Source organism: Marivita hallyeonensis, assembly GCF_900129875.1.
Lineage (GTDB): Bacteria > Pseudomonadota > Alphaproteobacteria > Rhodobacterales > Rhodobacteraceae > Marivita > Marivita hallyeonensis.
In genome coordinates this window covers 26,637-45,199 of the sequence record NZ_FQXC01000008.1, presented here as the reverse complement: position 1 = coordinate 45,199, position 18,563 = coordinate 26,637, and the positions used below count along the sequence as shown (strand labels likewise).

Below are 18,563 nucleotides of genomic sequence, written 5' to 3'. Positions count from 1 at the left end.
TCGGACAAACCCGTCCGACCTCCTGACGATCAATAGCTGTAGTCGCCGTAAATCCGGCTGATATCACCGTCCCAATCGGTCGCGTGGTGGTCGAGGAATTCATCGGCAAGTGTCTTTCCACTCTCCGCGCTTTCCTTCAACGCGTTGAGGAAATGCGTCTCATCCGGCACCAGCCCACCGGCGCCCGGCCGTGCCCGCGCGACAAGCCCGGCTTCGGCGATATCCAGCACTTCCCGCGCCAGGGCCAGCATGTCGATTCCGTTGACCTGCGCCTGAAGCCCGTCGACCGAGGCCGCGACCCGCAGGCTCTGGCGCGTCTCTGCGTCCCAGCCCTTGACCAGGTCCCACGCCGCATCGAGCGCGTTTTGATCATAGGTCAGCCCAACCCAGAGCGCGGGAAGGGCGCACAGCCGCCGCCACGGTCCGCCATCGGCGCCGCGCATCTCGATGAACTTTTTCACCCGTGCTTCGGGGAAGATCGTCGTCAGGTGATCCGCCCAATCCGACAAGGTCGGGGTCTCACCGGGCAAGGCTGGCAATTCGCCCTTCAGAAAGTCGCGGAACGACTGGCCCAGCGCGTTGTGATACACCCCGTCGCGGTAGACGAAATACATCGGCACATCGAGCGCGTATTGCACCCACGCCTCGAACCCGAACCCGTCCTCGAACACGAAGGGCAGCATGCCTGTGCGGTCGTCATCCAGATGCCGCCAGACGCGTGAGCGCCAACTTTTGTGCCCGTTGATCTTGCCTTCGAAAAACGGCGAGGTCGCAAACAGCGCGGTCGCGACCGGCTGCAACGCGAGCGCTACGCGCATCTTCTGCACCATGTCCGCCTCGGACGAGAAGTCGAGGTTGACCTGCACCGTACAGGTCCGCCGCATCATGGTCGTGCCAGAGGTGCCGACCTTTTGCATGTAGCGGTCCATCAATTTGTAGCGCCCCTTGGGCATGAGCGGCATGTCCTCATGCGTCCAGATCGGCGCGGCACCAAGGCCGATGAACCCGACGCCGATTTCGTCGGCGATGCTTTTGACCTCGACCAGATGTTCATTCACCTCGTCGCAGGTCTGGTGGATGGTTTCCAAAGGCGCGCCGGACAGCTCCAACTGCCCACCCGGTTCCAGAGAGATGTTCGCGCCGCCCTTGACCAACCCGATCAGGTTGTCGCCTTCTAGGATGGGGGACCAGCCATGACGATCGCGCAGCCCTTCCAGAACGGCGAGGATCGATCGTTCGCCCGCATAGGGCAGGGGGCGCAGACTATCCTTGCAGTAGCCGAACTTTTCGTGCTCGGTCCCGATACGCCAGTCCTCTTTCGGCTTGCAGCCATCGGCCAGGTACTGGGCCAGTTGATCGTGATGTTCGATAGGCCCGCCACCGGACTGAGGAATGGACATGGCGTGTCTCCGGTCTGTCTGCTCGCGATAGGAGGCCAGCCTTGGTCCGAATTCTCCGGGGTGTCAATGCAGCCGGGCGATGCGTTTCCGAAGATCGGATCTGCGCCAGAGCACAATCGGTCGGTCGCTGTCCTGCTGTGACACGGCAGCGATGCGCCCGGGACTCAGACCCGGCAGGCTTGCGAATGCGTCGAACAGACCGTCCGCGCCTTCGGCATTCATGGGGATGTGCAACGCGGGTCCGCCCTCGTGGGTAATGACCCAGGACGATGGGTGTTCTGTGGGGTCGAAATTGATCGAGGTGATGGTGTCCAGATCGACAATGCCACCGTTCAGCGGGCCGAAATACCCGATGCGCCGTTCGATGATCTGTACAACGCCCGGTCCGCCGCCACCGTGACGCGCGCGCCCTCTTTGCAGCCCGGCAAAGAACAGCGCCGCGCCCAGCAAGACAACCAGCAAACCGATCCATGACAACGGACCGGGGGTGGTCCCAAGGCTCCAATATGCTCCGAGCAGGAGAAGGGCCGCCCCGACCAACGCCTCGCGCCACCGCCGCAGCAGCGCCTTCGCCTCGGGCCGGAAAAAGCTCACGCCCAATCCCCCAAGGCGCTTTGCCACAAGGTCAACGCCGCCACCGCCGCCGTATCCGCACGCAGGATGCGGGGACCAAGGCCAATTGGCGTCGCATGCGCCAACCCGCGCAACCGGCTGCGCTCGGCTTCCGAGAATCCACCTTCTGGCCCGATCAGAATGGCCCATGGCCCCGGCGCGTCCGGCAAACGACCAGTTTCGCCCGCCAAAGCCTCATCGCAAAACGCGATTCTCCGCGAAGTGTCCCAATCGGCCAAAACCCGGTCCAGCTTTGCCAAATCCGCGACCTCCGGCACAAATGTCGCCCCGCACTGCTCTGCCGCCTCGACCGCATGGGCCTGCAACCGGTCCTGCCGAATCCGTTCGGAATTCGTGAACGCCGTCTGCACCGGGCAGATACGTCGCACGCCCATTTCGACGGCCTTCTCGACGATGAAATCGGTGCGCGCCTTCTTGATCGGCGCGAACAAAAGCCAGAGATCGGGGGGCAAAGTCAAAGGCGCGGACTGCTCACGGCAGACCAACACGCCGCCGCGCTTGCCCGCCTCGGCGACCTCGGCCTGCCACTCCCCGTCACGCCCGTTGAACAGCGCCACGGCGTCACCGACCCCCATGCGCATCACACCGAGCAGGTAATGCGCCTGCTCCCGCGTCAGAGGGACCGGTTGTGCCGCCCCGAGCGGCTGATCTACATACAATCTGACTTTTGCCTTCATGGAGCCAGACATATGCCCGGCCCGCAGACAACACCAGACCAGGGCGGTCAGGTCGCTGATGCCGTCTCGGGCAACTGGGTCGATACGCTGGCGCCTGAATGGACGCGCCCCTATCTGCGCCTGTCCCGTGCGGATCGGCCCATCGGCACTTGGCTGCTCTTCGCGCCCTGCGTCTGGGGCGTGCTTCTTGCGATGTTCCACACCGGGCAAATGCGGCTGTTCGATCTCTGGATCATCGTCGGTTGCGGCATCGGCGCGTTCCTGATGCGCGGCGCGGGCTGCACCTGGAACGACATCACTGACCGCGATTTCGACGGCTCGGTCGCGCGGACCGCGTCCCGCCCGATCCCCTCTGGTCAGGTGTCTGCGAAACAGGCGCTGGTTTGGGCCGTGATCCAATCGGTGACCGCGTTCTTCATCCTCATCACCTTTCCGCCGATGGCGATTCTGCTTGGCGTCATCGCGCTGATCCCGGTCGCCATCTATCCCTTCGCGAAGCGCTTCACATGGTGGCCACAGGTGTTTCTTGGCATCGCCTTCAATTGGGGGGCTTTGCTGGCCTGGACGGCACATACGGGCACACTCGGTTGGCCTGCCTTGTGCCTCTATGCGGCGGGCATCGCGTGGACGCTGTTCTATGACACGATCTATGCGCATCAGGACCGGGACGATGACGCGCTCATCGGCATCAAATCCACCGCGCGCCTGTTCGGCGACGACACGCCCCGTTACCTCGCGTGGTTTCTGGTCCTCACCGTGGCATTGATGGGCCTCGCCATCATCCTCGCGGCACCACGCGGTGAGATCTTTGCACTGGTCCTCGCGCTGGGTGGGCCGTGGGCGATGGGGTGGCACATGATGTTCCAGATGCGGAAGGTGGATCTTGACGATCCCGACCGCCTTCTGGAAGTGTTTCGGTCCAACCGGAATGCGGGCCTGATTCCTGTGCTGTTTTTCGCCACAGCGCTTCTGGTTTGATTGCACTCCTTGGCCCTGCGGCGTATCGCTGGGCCAACGTCACCTGATGCGGAACGCTCATGCGCCTGTCTTCTGTCATTGTGCTTTTCAGCACCTTCGCAATCGCCGCCGTGCTCAGCCTCGCTGCTGCGTGGTTTTCGGTGGATGCGGTCGAAGACACGTCCGAGCGTGCTGTCAGAACAGAGCTGGATCGCGACGCGCTGACATGGGCGGACGTGGACACCAACGGATTGCAGGTTTTCCTGATCGGCACCGCCCCGACCGAAGCCGCCCGGTTTCAGGCGCTCAGTGCAGCGGGCCGCGTGGTCGATACCGCTCGCGTGATCGACCAGATCGACATCATCGACACTGACGGGATCGCGCCGCCGCGGTTCTCGATTGAAATGCTGCGCAGCGACAGCGGGATCTCCCTGATCGGACTTTTGCCCTTGGCCACGGATCGAGATCAGCTGATACGGGACATCTCCCGCGCTGTTCCCGATGCGCCGGTGTCGGATCTGCTTGAGATCGCGGATTACCCCGTTCCCGAAGGCTGGGACGATGCGTTGGAGTATTCGGTGTCAGTGCTCGACGATCTTGAGCGGTCGAAGATTTCTGTCGAAGCCGGTCGCGTCTCGATCAAGGGCGCGGCAGAAAGCGAAGACGCCCGCCGCCGGATCGAGGCTGATTTCGCCCGCCGTGCAGGCGACGACGTGCGACTGGCGCTTGAAATCACCGCGCCGCGCCCGGTCATTTCGCCGTTCACCCTGCGGTTTATCAAGGATGCCGACGGTGCGCGGTTTGACGCCTGTTCTGCTCCGACCGAGGACGCCCGTGCCCAAATCCTCGCCGCGGCAGGCGCAGCCGGGATCGAAGACAAGATCGACTGCCGCCTTGGCCTTGGCACGCCGACAAACGAATGGGGCACAGCAACCGCCATGGGAATCGAAGCGATCGCCGCGCTGGGCGGTGGCAGCATCACCTTCGCGGATGCCGATGTCTCTCTCTTTGCCCTGGAAGGCACCGATCAGAACCTCTTCGATCAGGTGGTTGGCACCTTGGAAGCCGACCTGCCCAAGGTCTTCGTCGTCAATGCGACCCTGCCGGAACCGCCCCCCGAACAGCCCGTGGGCATCCCGGAATTCACCGCGACCCACAGCCCCGAGGGCAGTGTTCAGCTCCGTGGCCGCATCAACAGCGAAATCGCGCGGCAGACGGCCGACAGCTTTGCCCGCGCCGCCTTTGGATCGTCCTCGGTTCGCATGACCGCCCGCGTCGACGAAACCCTGCCTGCCACGTGGTCCAGCCGGGTCCTTGCGGGTCTGGAAGCCTTGTCGCGGCTGTCGAACGGTGCGGTTGTCGTGACACCCGATAGCCTCGCCATCAGCGGAAACACCGGCAACCAGAACGCCAGTTCGGAAATCGCCGGGCTTCTGGCCGAGAAACTGGGCGATGCCGAGGAATTCGAGATCAACGTCACCTACCAGGAAAAGCTCGATCCGCTTCTGGGCATCCCGACGCCCGAGGAATGCGAGGCCCAGATCGTAGAGATCATCGGCGACCGCAAGATCACCTTCGAACCCGGCTCCGCGACACTCGACGCCGGAACGCGGGACATCATGGACGAAATCGCAGAGCTTCTGCAGCTGTGTGGCGACATTCCTCTGGTGATCGCCGGACACACCGACAGCCAGGGACGTGAAGTGATGAACCTCCAGCTCAGCCAGGACCGCGCACAGGCGGTGGCGAACGCTTTGCGCGACCGCCGCGTGCTGACGTCGAGCTACGAGGTGCGCGGCTACGGTGAGGAACGTCCCATCGCGTCCAACGACACCGAAGAAGGCCGCGAGGCCAATCGACGTATCGAATTCAAGCTGCGGCAACCTGAACCCATCCCCGAGGTCGAAACCACGCTCGAAAGTATTGAACAATCGGTCCCTACGGGCGAAACAGATGGCGGGGCAGAGGGACAGTCGGATGAACAGAACTGAATTCGTCATCACCACAGCCATTATTCTGTTCGTGGCGTTCTGCCTTGGCTGGTTCGCCAACTGGCTCGTGCATCGCTTTACGCGCGTCAGCCAAGCCGACATGGATCAGCTCGAAAAGATGAGCCAGGAATTGCACGAGGCCGAGGAAACCCGCGATCAGGCGATCACTTACCTGCAGCAACGCGAGGCCGAGCTGACCAATCAGCTCGCCCAGACCGAGGCCGAACTCGCCGCCGCGATGGAAGGCTTGCGCGACGCCCGGCACGAAGCCGAAGAGATGCGCGCCTATGTGGAGCGCATGAACGCGTCCTGATTGCGTTCGATCGGGCTTTGCGCCACGGTCCCGGCATGAAGCTCAAACTGCATCACATCAACCTGTGTTCCGCCAACGTGCCAGAGATGGACCGGTTTTACCGGGACGTCCTGCAACTCGGCGATGATGATCCCACGAAGCTCCCACCGGTCAATGCGGACAGAGGATTGGTCGGAGACGTCTCTTTTGTCACGGACGGAGATATCCAAATGCACCTGACCCCGCGCGACGTGCTGAACTCGTTCCGGTCGGGGCATGTGGTCAACCCGCTCGAACGCGGGCACATCGCCTACCGCACCGACGATATCGCGGCCTTCAGGCAGCATCTTGAAGACAAGGGCGTGCCCTATTCCGATTGGGGCAGCGACGCGGTGAAAGGCTGGCACCAGATCTTTTTCTATGACCCCGATGGCAACGTGATCGAGGTCCACCAGATCGTCGACGAAGACTGACCCAGAGGCACCACATGACACTCGCCCAAATCGGCCGCGTCCAATCCCCACGCATCATCCGCATCGGCGGTGGCGTTGCGAATGAGCTAGCCGAGGTGTTGCAACAATTGGGCCTGACCCGCCCGCTGATCGTGACCGATACGGGTTTGGTGCAGCTTGGCCATGTGCAGACCATCACCGATGTGCTCGATAACGCGCGGATCGGTTGGACAGTCTTCGATGGTGTGGTCGAGGATCCCACCGATACCTGCCTCGCCGAAGGGCTCGCGGCCTTCAACGCAGGCGATTTTGATTGCGTGATCGGGTTCGGCGGCGGCAGCCCGATGGATACGGCCAAGGCCATCAGCTTCATGTCCGTCAATCCCGGCCATGTCCGCGACTACAAGGCCCCGACCCAGATCGACCGCTGCGGCCCGCCAGTGATCCTGATCCCCACGACAGGCGGGACCGGGTCCGAACTCACCCGCTGGTGCGTCATCACCGACACTGAGAAGACCGAGAAATACAACCTCTCGGGCCTTGCCTGCGTCGCCACTGCCGCGCTCATCGACTGGACGTTCACCACCACGAAACCGTGGCGTATCACCGCCGACACCGCCGTCGATAGTCTGACCCACGCCATTGAGGCCTATGTCAGCCGCAAAGCCTTTGCCTACACCGACGCTTTCGCGCTCGCCGCCATGCCCGCCATCGCGCGCCACGTCCGCACCGCCTGTGCCGAACCTGAAAACGCCGAAGCGCGCGAAGCCCTGATGCTTGCCGCTTCGCAGGCCGGGATGGCGTTCTCGAACGCCTCCGTCGCGCTGGTCCACGGCATGAGCCGCCCCATCGGCGCGCATTTCCACGTGGCGCACGGGCTGTCCAACGCGATGCTCCTGCCGGAAGTCACCCGGTTCTCCGTCGACGCGGCGTCGGACCGCTATGCCACCTGCGCCCGCGTGATGACCTGGGCCGACGATACCGACAGCGATGCGGTCGCGTGCGGAAAGCTGGTCAAGAACCTCCAGAGGCTGAACGACGACCTCAAGGTCCCGAACCCCGGCAGCCTGGGCCACGCGAAAGACGCGTCGACCTTTGCGACCATGGCGGATCAGGCGCTGGCGTCTGGTTCCCCGCAGAACAATCCGCGCGTGCCCACCGCAGAAGAGATCGTCGCGATCTACGACCGGATTTGGTGAAATCCCATTCGTTACCAAAACCTTAAAAGGTCCGAACCGGTCCCAATGTTTCGCGCGCGAAACAATAGGATCAGAACGGACCTATCTGCGCTTTCGCGACCGCTGCTTGCGGACACTACCCCGGCTGCGCGCATGAAAGTCCGGGGGGCGCTTTCCCACCCAATTGAAGAACGCGCCAAGCTGTGGATGCGCGCGCAACGCCTCGGGCGTATTGTACTCCCGCGCCAGCTCCGCCTCGGTCAGCGTCGCATGGATCTCGTTATGGCACATCTGATGGATCAGGATCGTCGGCCCGCCCTTGCCGCCCTTCAGCTTCGGGATCAGGTGATGCTGGCTCTGCTTCACGCCGGGCGGGATCGGGCGCAGGCAAAGCGGGCAGATCGGATCGGTCTCGGTCATCGGACAGTCTTGCAGTCACGGCTCTTGTGCGAAAGCGTGGGTCAAGGCATCTAGCTGACACGACGCGACGAGAATTCAAGGGAATCGCCATGGACTGGGACCTGTCTGCGCAACCGCCCATTGTCCAACAGGCGGTCGGTTACCTCGAACAGGCCTACGCGCTTGCCCTGTCGTGGCTGGTCTCTCCCGCTGCGTGGTCGCAATTTGCGGTGCTGCTTGCCGCGTTCCTTCTCGCCCTCGTTATCACGCGTCGCTTGCGGAAGACGCTCACTGGTTGGCTGACTCCGAAAGAGGGCGCGACCGACATTTTTGCATCCGCGCGGCGCTTCCTTCTTCTGTGCCTGCCGCTGCTCTTGCCGATCTTCGCCTACGCGTTGACGGCCATCGGGGAAGAGATCATCCGATCGGTCTTTGGCTCGGGTGACATCATCGCCTTCGGCAAACGTGTCTTCCTGTTCCTTGCCGCGCGCATCCTTGTCCGCGAGATCGTGGCGGATCCGTTCCTGAAACTGCTGGGCCGCTACGTGCTCCTCCCGGTGATGGCGGTGTATGCGGTCGGGCTTCTTGACCCCCTGTCACAGTTCCTCAACGAAACAACCGTCAACCTTGGAAATATCTCTTTCTCGATCATGGCGCTTCTGCGTGGTGTGATCGCGGGGGCGCTCCTGTTCTGGTTTGGGCGCTGGTCCAACGACCAATCCGCCGCCTACATCAACAAACAGGAAGAGATGCGCCCCGCGACCCGGCAGCTCGCTGCGAAAGCGGCGGAGGTCGTGATCTTCGGTGTCGCGTTCTTCTTGCTGATGAACATCATGGGCGTGCCGCTGACCTCGCTCGCGGTGCTGGGTGGTGCGATTGGTGTGGGTCTTGGCTTTGGCCTTCAGAAGATTGCGGCGAACTATATCTCGGGCGTGATCCTGCTTCTGGAAGGGCAGGCGACGATTGGGGATTACGTGGAACTCGACAACGGAGAGGCGGGGACGATCGTCCAGACCACCGCGCGGGCGATGATCCTCGAAACCTTCGATGGCCGCTGGATCGTCGTCCCGAACGAGGACTTCATCACCACCCGCGTCATCAACTATTCCGACCAGGGCAGCGCCAACCGCCTCGAAGTCGGGTTCTCCGTCAGCTATGACACCGATATCAATCTCATCCCCGACATCATCGCGGAGGCGGTCGCGAAGCACCCCGGCGTCCTCGACGAGCCTGAACCGCCAGACGTGGAACTGCGCGGGTTCGGGGACTCGGGCATCGACTTCGGCGTCGAGTTCTGGGTGAACGGCATTGACGATGGCCAGAACAAATACGCTTCGGACGTGCTCTTCCTGATCTGGAACGCACTGAAAGAGCACAATATCGAAATCCCGTACCCCCGCCGCGTCATCGAGATGCGCAATACGCCGGAGGCATGACGGACGCGCTGGTGATCGGTGGTGGCCCGGCGGGTCTTATGGCGGCGGATGCGCTGCTGACGGCGGGCCGCGCCGTGACGCTGGTCGAGGCGAAACCATCCATCGGACGCAAGTTCCTGATGGCGGGCAAATCTGGCCTGAACCTGACCAAGACGCAGCCCTTCGGGCCGTTCCTGTCGGCCTATACCGGCGACATGCATCCGACCCTGAAACTGGCGCTGCATGCCTTTGGCCCGGACGAGGTGCAAGCGTGGGCTGAGGGTCTGGGGCAGGCCACGTTCACCGGATCAACCGGACGGCTGTTCCCGAAAGTCATGAAAGCCTCGCCCTTGTTACGGGCATGGCTGGCGCGGTTGAATAACAGGGGCCTAACCAGCCACACCCGCTGGCGCTGGACCGGGTGGGACCACAACGCCTGGGTTTTCGAAACGCCCGAAGGCACCCGCGCGCTGACCCCGCGTGTAACGGTTCTGGCTCTGGGCGGTGCCAGCTGGGCCCGCTTGGGGTCGGACGGGGCTTGGGCCGATCTGTTCGCTGCGAACGGGATCGCAGTTGCGCCGTTCCAACCTTCGAATGTCGGGCTGCTGGTCGATTGGTCGGACCACATGGTCGCGCATTTTGGCAAGGCGCTGAAGGCGGTCGCGTGGCACGCGGGCGATCAGGTTTCGCGTGGCGAGGCGACGATCTCGAAACACGGGTTGGAAGGCGGCGGGGTCTACACGCTTAGCCCCGCTCTGCGCGATGGCGCGCCGCTGACGGTTGATCTGGTCCCGGACCTGACGGTGGATCGACTTCGGGGAAAGTTGCCTGACACGCCGAAAGCCGGTGTCGGCAAGATCCTCCGCAATGCGTTAAGGTTCACGCCCGAGAAGATCGCGCTCTTCAACGAGTTTCGCCCCACGGGGCCACTCGTCTGGGACGATGTGCCTGGGCTATTGAAAGCCCTACCGGTCCACCATGCGGGTCTGCGCCCGATGGATGAGGCGATCAGCACCGCTGGCGGTGTGCCGTTCGCCGCGCTGGACGAGACGCTTATGCTGAAGGACCGTCCCGGCACCTTTTGCGCGGGCGAGATGCTGGACTGGGATGCACCGACGGGTGGCTACCTTCTGACAGCCTGTTTCGCGACGGGCCTCTGGGCCGGGCGGCACGCCGCCGAGTTCAACCGGCCGTGACGTGACGTTGGGGCGTGACACGTCAACCGCGCCCGTGTCAGGTGACGGGAACGGAGGAGTTCTGCGATGACCGATTACCCCCAAATGCTGGCCCCGCTCGACCTTGGCTTCACGACGCTGAAGAACCGCGTGCTCATGGGGTCGATGCACACCAACCTCGAAGAGACGGGCGACTGGAACCGCGTGGCCGAATTCTACGCAACGCGCGCGCGGGGTGTGGTGGCTTTGATGGTTACCGGCGGCATGGCACCGAACCGCGAAGGCGGGGTGTTTCCGGGGGCGTCGGGGCTCTTTACCGATCAGGACATCGCCAATCACCGCATCGTGACGGAGCGGGTGCACGAGGCCGATGGCAAGATCGCGATGCAGATCCTGCATGCTGGGCGCTACGCCTACGGCAAGGAATGCGTCGGGCCATCCCCGATCAAATCGCCGATCTCTCCCTTCCCGCCGAAAGAGCTTGATGAGGACGGGATCGAGAAACAGATCTCGGACATTGTCACCGCTGCGACCCGCGCGAAAGAGGCGGGGTATGATGGCGTCGAGGTGATGGGGTCCGAGGGGTACTTCATCAATCAGTTCCTCGTGACGCACACCAACAAACGTACGGATCGCTGGGGTGGATCGTACGAAAACCGGATGCGTCTGCCGATCGAGATTGTCCGACGCGTGCGCGAGGCGGTGGGGCCGGAGTTCATCGTGATCTACCGTCTGTCGATGATCGACCTCGTGCCCAACGGGTCGACCCACGAAGAGGTTGTCCAACTCGCGAAAGAGATCGAAAAGGCGGGAGCCACGATCATCAACACTGGCATCGGCTGGCACGAGGCGCGCATTCCGACGATTGCCACAAGCGTTCCGCGTGCCGCGTTTGCCTGGGTGACCAAGAAGCTGATGGGCAAGGTGGGCATTCCGGTGATTACGTCGAACCGGATCAACACGCCCGAGGTCGCCGAGCAAGTGCTCGCCGATGGCTGCGCCGACATGGTGTCGATGGCGCGCCCGTTCCTGGCCGACCCGGATTTCGTTGCGAAGGCGATGGCGGGCAAGGCGGCGCAGATCGCGCCGTGTATTGCGTGTAATCAGGCATGCCTCGATCACACCTTCCAGATGAAGATCAGTTCCTGCCTCGTGAATCCGAAGGCGTGTTTCGAGACGGAGCTGGTGGTTGAACCAACCGTTAACGCCAAGCGCGTTGCCGTGGTGGGGGCCGGGCCTGCGGGTCTTTCGACCGCGATCACGGCGGCGGAGCGTGGGCATCAGGTGACGCTCTTTGACAAGGCGGACGAGATCGGTGGCCAGCTCAACATGGCGAAGCAAGTTCCGGGCAAGGAAGAGTTCTGGGGACTGGTCGACTGGTATCGGACCATGCTGGAGGAGACCGGCGTCACGGTGTCCTTGGGCAAAGAGGTCTTGGTGGACGATCTGGACGGGTACGATGAAGTGATCATTGCCACTGGCGTGGTGCCACGCGATCCGGAAATCCCGGGTCAGGATGGCGATAACGTTCTGGGCTATATCGACGTTCTGCGTGGCAAAGCGCCCGTGGGGGAGCGCGTGGCGGTTGTCGGGGCCGGGGGCATCGGCTTTGACGTGTCGGAATACCTTGTCCACGAGGGTGAAAGCCCGACCGAGAACCTGCCCGAATGGATGAAGGAATGGGGCATCACCGACCCGGCCGAGGAACGTGCGGGTCTGTCGCCCGAGGGTCCGCAACCGACGCCGCCCGCGCGGCAGGTGACGCTGTTGCAGCGCAAGGCCGAAAAGCCGGGCAAGCGGCTGGGGAAAACGACCGGCTGGATTCACCGCATGAGCCTGATGATGAAGGACGTGCAGATGAAGGGCGGCGTGAACTATGAGCGGATCGACGAAGACGGCCTGCATATTTCATACGGGGAAGCGCGGGAGCGGCCTGAGGTGATCGAATGCGATACGATCGTCCTTTGCGCAGGGCAATTGTCCGAGAGGTCACTAGCGGACGCGTTGGAGGCCAAGGGCATCTCGTGTCACGTGATTGGTGGCGCGGATGTGGCTGCTGAACTCGATGCAAAGCGCGCGATTGATCAGGGAACACGGCTCGCCGCGTCGCTGTAACGGAACGGCAGCCCCGTCTGTGCGTTGATGATCTGAAGGGCCGCGCGGTCGGCGCGGTTCAGGAGATCCAAACGTATAGGAGGCAGTCATGCCGAATATCGAAAAAGCGAAAGTCCTGATCATCTCGTCCAATGGGTTCGAGCAATCCGAACTGGAATTCCCGCGCGACCAATTGCGCGCCAAGGGCGCTGAGGTGCATGTTGCAACCCAAGATGGCAAGGCCGTCAAAGGCTGGGAAGGTGACGACTGGGGCCGTATGGCAGATGCGGATTTGAAGATCGCCGACGCCAAGCACGAAAACTACGACGCGTTGGTGATTCCGGGTGGTCAGATCAACCCGGATCTACTGCGGGTCGATGACGACGTTCTGACGCTGGTGAAGGCGTTCCACAAAGCTGGCAAACCGATCGCCGCTGTCTGTCACGCGCCGTGGGTCCTGATCGAAGCCGGCATCCTCAAGGGCCGTGATGCCACATCGTACCACTCGATCAAGACCGATGTCATGAACGCAGGTGCCAATTGGCATGACGCGGAAGTGGTCTTTGATCACGGCATCATCACGAGCCGTCAGCCAGAGGACCTCAAGGCCTTTGTCGAGAAGATTGTCGAGGTCATCCAGAGCGGAGATGCTCACCGCGCTGCTGCCTAAATCCAGTAGGAGAAAGCCGGGCCATACGCCCGGCTTTTTTCTATTCCGACACGGTGATCGTGATGCGGTCACTGACCACGGGAGGGTCATGCGGGACGTGGAACTGGTCACCCAGCACGAGTTGGATCGTGTGTGTGCCCGCCGGCAGATCAAGAGTGGCCTGCGTTTGACCGCCGCCGAAATGCAGGTGGTTGTCGTCACTTGGCACCCCGTTCGCCGCGATTTCGTCATCGCCCTCGGCCTCACCGAATGCGGGGCGATTGAGGTAAATGTGATGATGTCCGGTATTCTCGCGCTCCACCCCGGCCGGGGCCACGCCCATGCCGCTGAGTCCGAAGATAACGGTCACGGGGGATTGAACGCTGGCCCCGTCTTCGAGGTTGACGACATAGAGCGATGCCCCCTCCGGCGCTGGCGTGCCTTCGGCGGATACGGCTCCGGTGGTGGTCAGCGCCAGAGCGGCGGCGCAAATCAGATGTTTCATGGTGGTCCTCCCAAATGAACGCGCAGTTCTGACGCGCTTTTGCTTCCGTGAGGTAAGCTTAGGGCGAATGGCGCAACTGCCAAATTGTGACCGGGCAGACAGGAAAATCAGGGCTTTCCCGGCATTAAGGCTGTTTCCCTTAAGGCGACATTGTCCAAGAAAACCCAGATATTGTCTGCAGCGCGCCCAAGTCGCGCCTGATTTGAACATCATACCCTCCTCAACACGAAACGAGGAATACGTATGGACCGTCTTACCGAAATGGAGGCCTTTGCCACGGTTGTGGATCAAGGCGGCTTCACCGATGCGGCCAAGAAGATGGGGATCTCGAAATCCGCTGTCTCCAAGCACGTGTCCAGCCTTGAAGCCCGTCTTGGGGCGCGTCTGTTGAATCGCACGACGCGGCGGGTCAGCCCCACGGAGATCGGTCTGGCCTATTACGACCGCGCGCGTCGCGTGTTGAACGATGCCGGTGAGGCGGACGCGCTGGTGACGTCCATGCAGTCTGCGCCGTCGGGCCTGTTGCGGATTTCGGTGGCGACGGATTTCGGTGTGAACCACCTGTCGCCGGTCTTGGGCGAATTCCTGTCGGATTTTCCGGACATTACGGTGAACATGGTTCTGAACAACCGGTATGTTGAGCTGATCTCTGAAGGGTTCGACATGGCGGTGCGCATCGGGGAGCTGGAAGACAGCACTCTGCGCGCCCGCAAGCTGACCGAGACAACGAAACGCATGATCGCGGCGCCGTCGTATTTCGAGAAATACGGTCGTCCGCGTCGGATCGACGATCTGAATGAACACAAGCTTTTGCATTATTCGAACCAATCGAGCGGTAATGTCTGGAAGGTCACCGCACCCTCCGGCGAAAAGCGCCAGGTGCGCACCGCGGGCTGGCTGTCGGTCAATGACGGACAGTCGCTGCTGAACGCCTGTATCGCGGGGCTTGGGATCGCTTACCTGCCGTCTTTCCTGTATTCCGACGCCATGGACCAAGGGCTGATCGAGGACGCCATTCCCGACCTGCCCGTCGACACCCAAGGCATCTACGCCGTTTACCCGCCGGGGCGCTTTACGCAGCCCAAGGTGCGGGCCTTCATCGACTTCCTCGTGCACCAGTTCGGCGACAAAGGTCCAAAGGACTGGTGATCTGACTTCCCTCGTCTGTTCGCAGACACACCTCACGCCCCGGCTGCCATAGCCCGGGGCGTTTTTTCTTGTCCGATTCCGGGTTGCGGGGCGCGGCTGGCACGGGCAGGCTCTGGCCGAACAAAAAGCCGGAGCGTTGCGATGCCGTTTACCCTTGCCACATGGAACATCAACTCGGTCCGCCTGCGCGAGGGGCTGGTGGCAAAGCTGATGGCCGAGGAAGGCCCGGACGTTTTATGCCTGCAGGAGTGCAAGAGCCCGGTCGAGAAGATCCCCGTGGAGCAGTTTCGCGCGCTGGGCTACGGCCACATGGTGGCGCGGGGACAGAAGGGCTACAACGGGGTTGCGATCCTGTCGAAGCTGCCGATCGAAGATGTTGGCGATATGGATTTCGCCGGTCTGGGCCATGCGCGCCATGTGGCGGGGCGGTTGGAGAACGGGGTGACGATCCACAATTTCTATGTGCCGGCAGGCGGTGACGTGCCGGATCGCGAGGTGAACGAGAAGTTTGGGCAGAAGCTCGATTACCTGACGGAGATGCGTGACTGGTTCAAGGCTGAACAGGTCTCGAAATCGGTACTGGTCGGCGACCTGAACATCGCACCGCGTGAGGACGATGTCTGGTCACACAAGCAGTTGCTAAAAGTGGTGAGCCACACGCCCATTGAAGTGGAGCATTTGTCCGACACGCAGGAGGCCGGGCGGTGGGTCGATGTCACGCGACAGGATATCCCAGATGGACAGCTCTACAGCTGGTGGAGCTACCGCGCGCGGGATTGGGACGCTGCTGACAAGGGGCGACGCCTAGACCATGTCTGGGCCACCCCGGATATCTCGAACGCGGCGCATTCCAGCCGGATCATTCGTGACGCGCGCGGATGGGACCAGCCCAGCGATCACGCGCCGGTGTTTGCGACGTTTGATCTTTGACGGCACGCGCCGTGAGGTGCTTCAGTCGGGCTTAATGGCGGTGCGAGTTCGACACCTGACACGTGGGTGAGGCCCGGAGATATCAACCTCATACAAGTTTTGACGTGACTGCAGGTATTTTCGCCAATTCTTGCCGGGCAGGGCCTCGCTTCTGACGCCATGCGCGTCATACATTTTTGCACCGAGCTCCGCCACGCTCAGGCCGTCTCGGGCGCCTGAGATGATTTTCTGAATGCGGGCGTCCTGTTTCGTTGCTGCGTGTGTTGCGCACGGCTTGTTGGTTGGGGAAAGGTCGTGAAATTCGTGAAAGGCCTCACGCAGATCACGTGGTGCTTTGTGATCGCCCAAGCCGACGACCAAAACGCCGTGTTCGCGCAGTTTTACCGCAAGGTGTGTGTAATCCCGGTCTGACGCGGCAATGACGACCGTATCGATCCGGCGCACCAAGGCACATTCCATGGCGTCGACACTAAGCATGAGGTCCGTCGCGTTTTTCCGCGTCGTACTGGCAAAGATTGGATGGACGCCAGCGCACTCCGACCAAGGCGACGTTGACTGCGCACGCAAATACACGCGGGCGATGTCGATTCGACCAGCAGCGCCTGCATGCGTGAAGATACCGGGGGCGTAAGAGGGGTCAACATTGTCGCCATCAATGAAAAGGGCGGTGCATCGGTTTGTCGGGGCAACTGAATCGTGTTTGGACATGACATTTTTGCTAATCAGCCACTGCGGCAAGAGTATGATCGCAGAGAGGTTTGAATCGTATCGCGGAGTTCAAGTTCCGATGCGATGCAATTTGTCCTGTTGTCGGACCCCGGGGCGGCCTTGTTAGGCTGAGGGTCGTGACGAGGGGGACGACGGATGACCGATAACGATCTTCTGAAACGTCTGCGTGAGGTTGTGGGCGCGCGCCATGTGTTGACCGGGGCGAAGCGGACGGAACGGTTTCGCAAGGGGTTTCGGTCCGGCGAAGGAGAGGCGCTTGCGGTGGTGCAACCCGCGAACGTGTTGGAGCAGTGGCACGTGCTGCAGGCCTGTGTCGCGGCGGACAAGATTGTCATCATGCAGGCGGCGAATACTGGATTGACCGAAGGATCCACGCCCAAGGGGACGTATGACCGGGACGTGGTTCTGATCAATACGCGGCGTATGGATGCGATCCATAAGGTCAAAGGCGGGGAGCAGGTTGTCAGTTTGCCGGGGGCGACGCTGTTTGCCTTGGAGAAACTGCTGAAGCCACTGGGGCGTCAGCCACATTCGGTGATCGGGTCGTCCTGTATCGGCGCGTCGATTGTCGGCGGGGTGTGCAACAACTCGGGCGGGGCGCTGATCGAGCGGGGGCCGAGCTATACCGAGTTGTCGTTGTTTGCCCGGATCACCGAGGACGGGCAGCTTGAGTTAGTCAATCATTTAGGGATCGACCTGGGAGAGACCCCGGAAGAGATCCTCACGCGGGTGCAGACGGGATCGTTCACGGAGGCCGACCTTGAGGCAACCAACAAACGCGCGTCGGATACGGAGTACCACCGTCGCGTGAGGGACGTTGATGCCGACACGCCCGCGCGTTTCAATGCCGACAAGCGGCGGCTTTACGAATCCGCCGGATGCGCGGGGAAGTTGGCGGTGTTTGCGGTGCGGCTCGACACCTACCCGATCAATCAGGATGAACAGACCTTTTACATTGGGACCAATGATCCCGATGCCCTGACCGATCTGCGGCGGCATATTCTGACAGAGTTCGACAGTTTGCCGGTCTCGGGCGAGTACATGCATCGCGATTGTTTCAATATCTCGGAGACATACGGGAAAGACACGGTGCTGATGATCGACAAGCTTGGCACCGACAAGCTGCCCATGTTCTTTGCGCTCAAGGGCGCGGTCGATGCACGGTTGAACAAGGTCTCGCTGACGCGCGGATTCACTGATCGGTTCATGCAGCTGGTGTCGCGGTTCACACCGAAGTTGCTGCCGAAGCGCCTGACCGATTTCCGCGACCTGTATGAACACCATCTCATTTTGAAGATGCGGGACGGTGGCGTGGCAGAGGCGCGGAGCTTTTTGAAGGAGTTTTTCGCGGCGCGGGACGGAGACTTCTTTGAATGTACGGAGCGTGAAGGCAAACTGGCCGGGCTGAACCGCTTTGCCGCCGCGGGCGCAGCCATTCGGTACCAGAACGTGCATCGGGACGAGGTTGAGGATATCCTCGCCTTGGATATCGCGCTGAAACGCAACGACCGGGCCTGGCTGGAGGACCTGCCCGCTGAGATCGACGAGAAGATCGTGCACAAGCTCTACTACGGGCACTTCTTCTGCCACGTGCTGCATCAGGACTACATCGTGAAGAAGGGTGTGGACGTTGCAGCGTTGAAGGCCGAGATGCTGGCGCTTCTGGACAAACGTGGGGCGGAGTATCCGGCTGAGCACAATGTCGGTCATCTCTACAAGGCCAAGTCGGACCTAGCCGAGTTCTACAAATCGATTGATCCGACGAATTCGTTCAACCCGGGAATTGGCAAAACGTCGCGCCGCAAGCACTACGCGTAGAAATTGTTCAACTCTAAACTATCTTGCTATGCGCAAAATGCATGGACGCTATGTATCGCTGCCCCTGCCGTAAAGGAACTTGTCGTGTTAGGGAGCGTTATCCAAAGTTGAGCCATGTTT

Annotated in this window: 18 protein-coding genes; 12 read left to right on the top strand and 6 right to left on the bottom strand. The window is 61.8% G+C overall.

Annotation, left to right across the window (positions count from 1 at the left end):
- Positions 1-29 precede the first annotated feature (29 nt).
- The 3 genes from BUA42_RS19220 to BUA42_RS19210 form a co-directional block, all read right to left on the bottom strand.
- Positions 30-1,400: a glutamate--cysteine ligase gene (locus tag BUA42_RS19220; RefSeq protein WP_072779967.1), complete on the bottom strand. Its 1,371-nt coding sequence runs from the start codon at positions 1,398-1,400 to the stop codon at positions 30-32.
- 63 nt (positions 1,401-1,463) lie between these two features.
- Positions 1,464-1,994, bottom strand: coding sequence for a hypothetical protein (locus BUA42_RS19215; RefSeq protein ID WP_072779966.1), 531 nt, complete (start codon positions 1,992-1,994; stop codon positions 1,464-1,466).
- The gene (locus tag BUA42_RS19210; protein WP_072780012.1) at positions 1,991-2,710 is read right to left on the bottom strand and encodes a 16S rRNA (uracil(1498)-N(3))-methyltransferase; all 720 of its coding nucleotides are present in this window, start codon (positions 2,708-2,710) and stop codon (positions 1,991-1,993) included. The genes BUA42_RS19215 and BUA42_RS19210 overlap by 4 nt, the downstream gene beginning before the upstream one ends.
- A 12-nt stretch (positions 2,711-2,722) precedes the next feature.
- Between BUA42_RS19210 and ubiA the strand changes: the two genes are divergently transcribed.
- From ubiA to BUA42_RS19185, 5 genes are read left to right on the top strand one after another with little or no spacing between them, the layout of a single operon-like run.
- Complete coding sequence (gene ubiA, locus BUA42_RS19205) at positions 2,723-3,688, top strand: 4-hydroxybenzoate octaprenyltransferase (RefSeq protein ID WP_072779965.1); 966 nt, start codon at positions 2,723-2,725, stop codon at positions 3,686-3,688.
- A 59-nt stretch (positions 3,689-3,747) separates the two neighbouring features.
- Positions 3,748-5,658, top strand: a complete 1,911-nt coding sequence (locus BUA42_RS19200; protein ID WP_072779964.1) for an OmpA family protein — start codon at positions 3,748-3,750, stop codon at positions 5,656-5,658.
- Entirely contained in the window at positions 5,645-5,971 is a 327-nt protein-coding gene (locus tag BUA42_RS19195) for a hypothetical protein (protein WP_072779963.1), read from the top strand. The genes BUA42_RS19200 and BUA42_RS19195 overlap by 14 nt, the downstream gene beginning before the upstream one ends.
- Before the next feature lie 35 nt (positions 5,972-6,006).
- Positions 6,007-6,423 carry a VOC family protein gene (locus BUA42_RS19190; RefSeq protein ID WP_072779962.1) on the top strand — a complete coding sequence of 139 codons (417 nt, stop codon included), beginning with the start codon at positions 6,007-6,009 and terminating at the stop codon, positions 6,421-6,423.
- Positions 6,424-6,437: 14 nt separating this feature from the next.
- Positions 6,438-7,601, top strand: a complete 1,164-nt coding sequence (locus tag BUA42_RS19185) for an iron-containing alcohol dehydrogenase (RefSeq protein ID WP_072779961.1) — start codon at positions 6,438-6,440, stop codon at positions 7,599-7,601.
- A gap of 81 nt (positions 7,602-7,682) precedes the next feature.
- Here BUA42_RS19185 and BUA42_RS19180 read toward each other — a convergent pair whose 3' ends face one another.
- Positions 7,683-8,000: an HNH endonuclease family protein gene (locus BUA42_RS19180; protein WP_072779960.1), complete on the bottom strand. Its 318-nt coding sequence runs from the start codon at positions 7,998-8,000 to the stop codon at positions 7,683-7,685.
- A gap of 89 nt (positions 8,001-8,089) precedes the next feature.
- Here BUA42_RS19180 and BUA42_RS19175 point away from each other — a divergent pair, with 89 nt between their 5' ends.
- The 4 genes from BUA42_RS19175 to BUA42_RS19160 all read left to right on the top strand — a co-directional run bounded on the left by BUA42_RS19175 (position 8,090) and on the right by BUA42_RS19160 (position 13,333).
- Positions 8,090-9,415 (top strand): mechanosensitive ion channel family protein, encoded by a 1,326-nt coding sequence (locus BUA42_RS19175; protein WP_072779959.1) that lies wholly within the window; start codon positions 8,090-8,092, stop codon positions 9,413-9,415.
- A complete protein-coding gene (locus tag BUA42_RS19170; RefSeq protein ID WP_072779958.1) occupies positions 9,412-10,590 on the top strand; it encodes a TIGR03862 family flavoprotein in 1,179 nt (392 codons plus the stop codon). The genes BUA42_RS19175 and BUA42_RS19170 overlap by 4 nt, the downstream gene beginning before the upstream one ends.
- 66 nt (positions 10,591-10,656) lie before the next feature.
- Entirely contained in the window at positions 10,657-12,684 is a 2,028-nt protein-coding gene (locus BUA42_RS19165) for an NADPH-dependent 2,4-dienoyl-CoA reductase (RefSeq protein ID WP_072779957.1), read from the top strand.
- 88 nt (positions 12,685-12,772) lie between these two features.
- Entirely contained in the window at positions 12,773-13,333 is a 561-nt protein-coding gene (locus BUA42_RS19160) for a type 1 glutamine amidotransferase domain-containing protein (protein ID WP_072779956.1), read from the top strand.
- A gap of 40 nt (positions 13,334-13,373) precedes the next feature.
- Here the strand turns inward: BUA42_RS19160 and BUA42_RS19155 are convergent, their stop codons facing one another.
- Entirely contained in the window at positions 13,374-13,817 is a 444-nt protein-coding gene (locus BUA42_RS19155) for a DUF4399 domain-containing protein (protein WP_072779955.1), read from the bottom strand.
- 243 nt (positions 13,818-14,060) lie between these two features.
- On the opposite strand from BUA42_RS19155, the gene BUA42_RS19150 reads away from it, so the two are divergent.
- Positions 14,061-14,966 carry a LysR family transcriptional regulator gene (locus tag BUA42_RS19150; protein ID WP_072779954.1) on the top strand — a complete coding sequence of 302 codons (906 nt, stop codon included), beginning with the start codon at positions 14,061-14,063 and terminating at the stop codon, positions 14,964-14,966.
- Between the two features lie 141 nt (positions 14,967-15,107).
- Entirely contained in the window at positions 15,108-15,896 is a 789-nt protein-coding gene (locus tag BUA42_RS19145) for an exodeoxyribonuclease III (protein ID WP_072779953.1), read from the top strand.
- A gap of 21 nt (positions 15,897-15,917) precedes the next feature.
- Here the strand turns inward: BUA42_RS19145 and BUA42_RS19140 are convergent, their stop codons facing one another.
- Complete coding sequence (locus BUA42_RS19140; RefSeq protein ID WP_072779952.1) at positions 15,918-16,604, bottom strand: NYN domain-containing protein; 687 nt, start codon at positions 16,602-16,604, stop codon at positions 15,918-15,920.
- Between the two features lie 156 nt (positions 16,605-16,760).
- On the opposite strand from BUA42_RS19140, the gene dld reads away from it, so the two are divergent.
- Entirely contained in the window at positions 16,761-18,443 is a 1,683-nt protein-coding gene (gene dld, locus BUA42_RS19135) for a D-lactate dehydrogenase (protein WP_072779951.1), read from the top strand.
- The last annotated feature ends 120 nt before the right edge of the window (positions 18,444-18,563 follow it).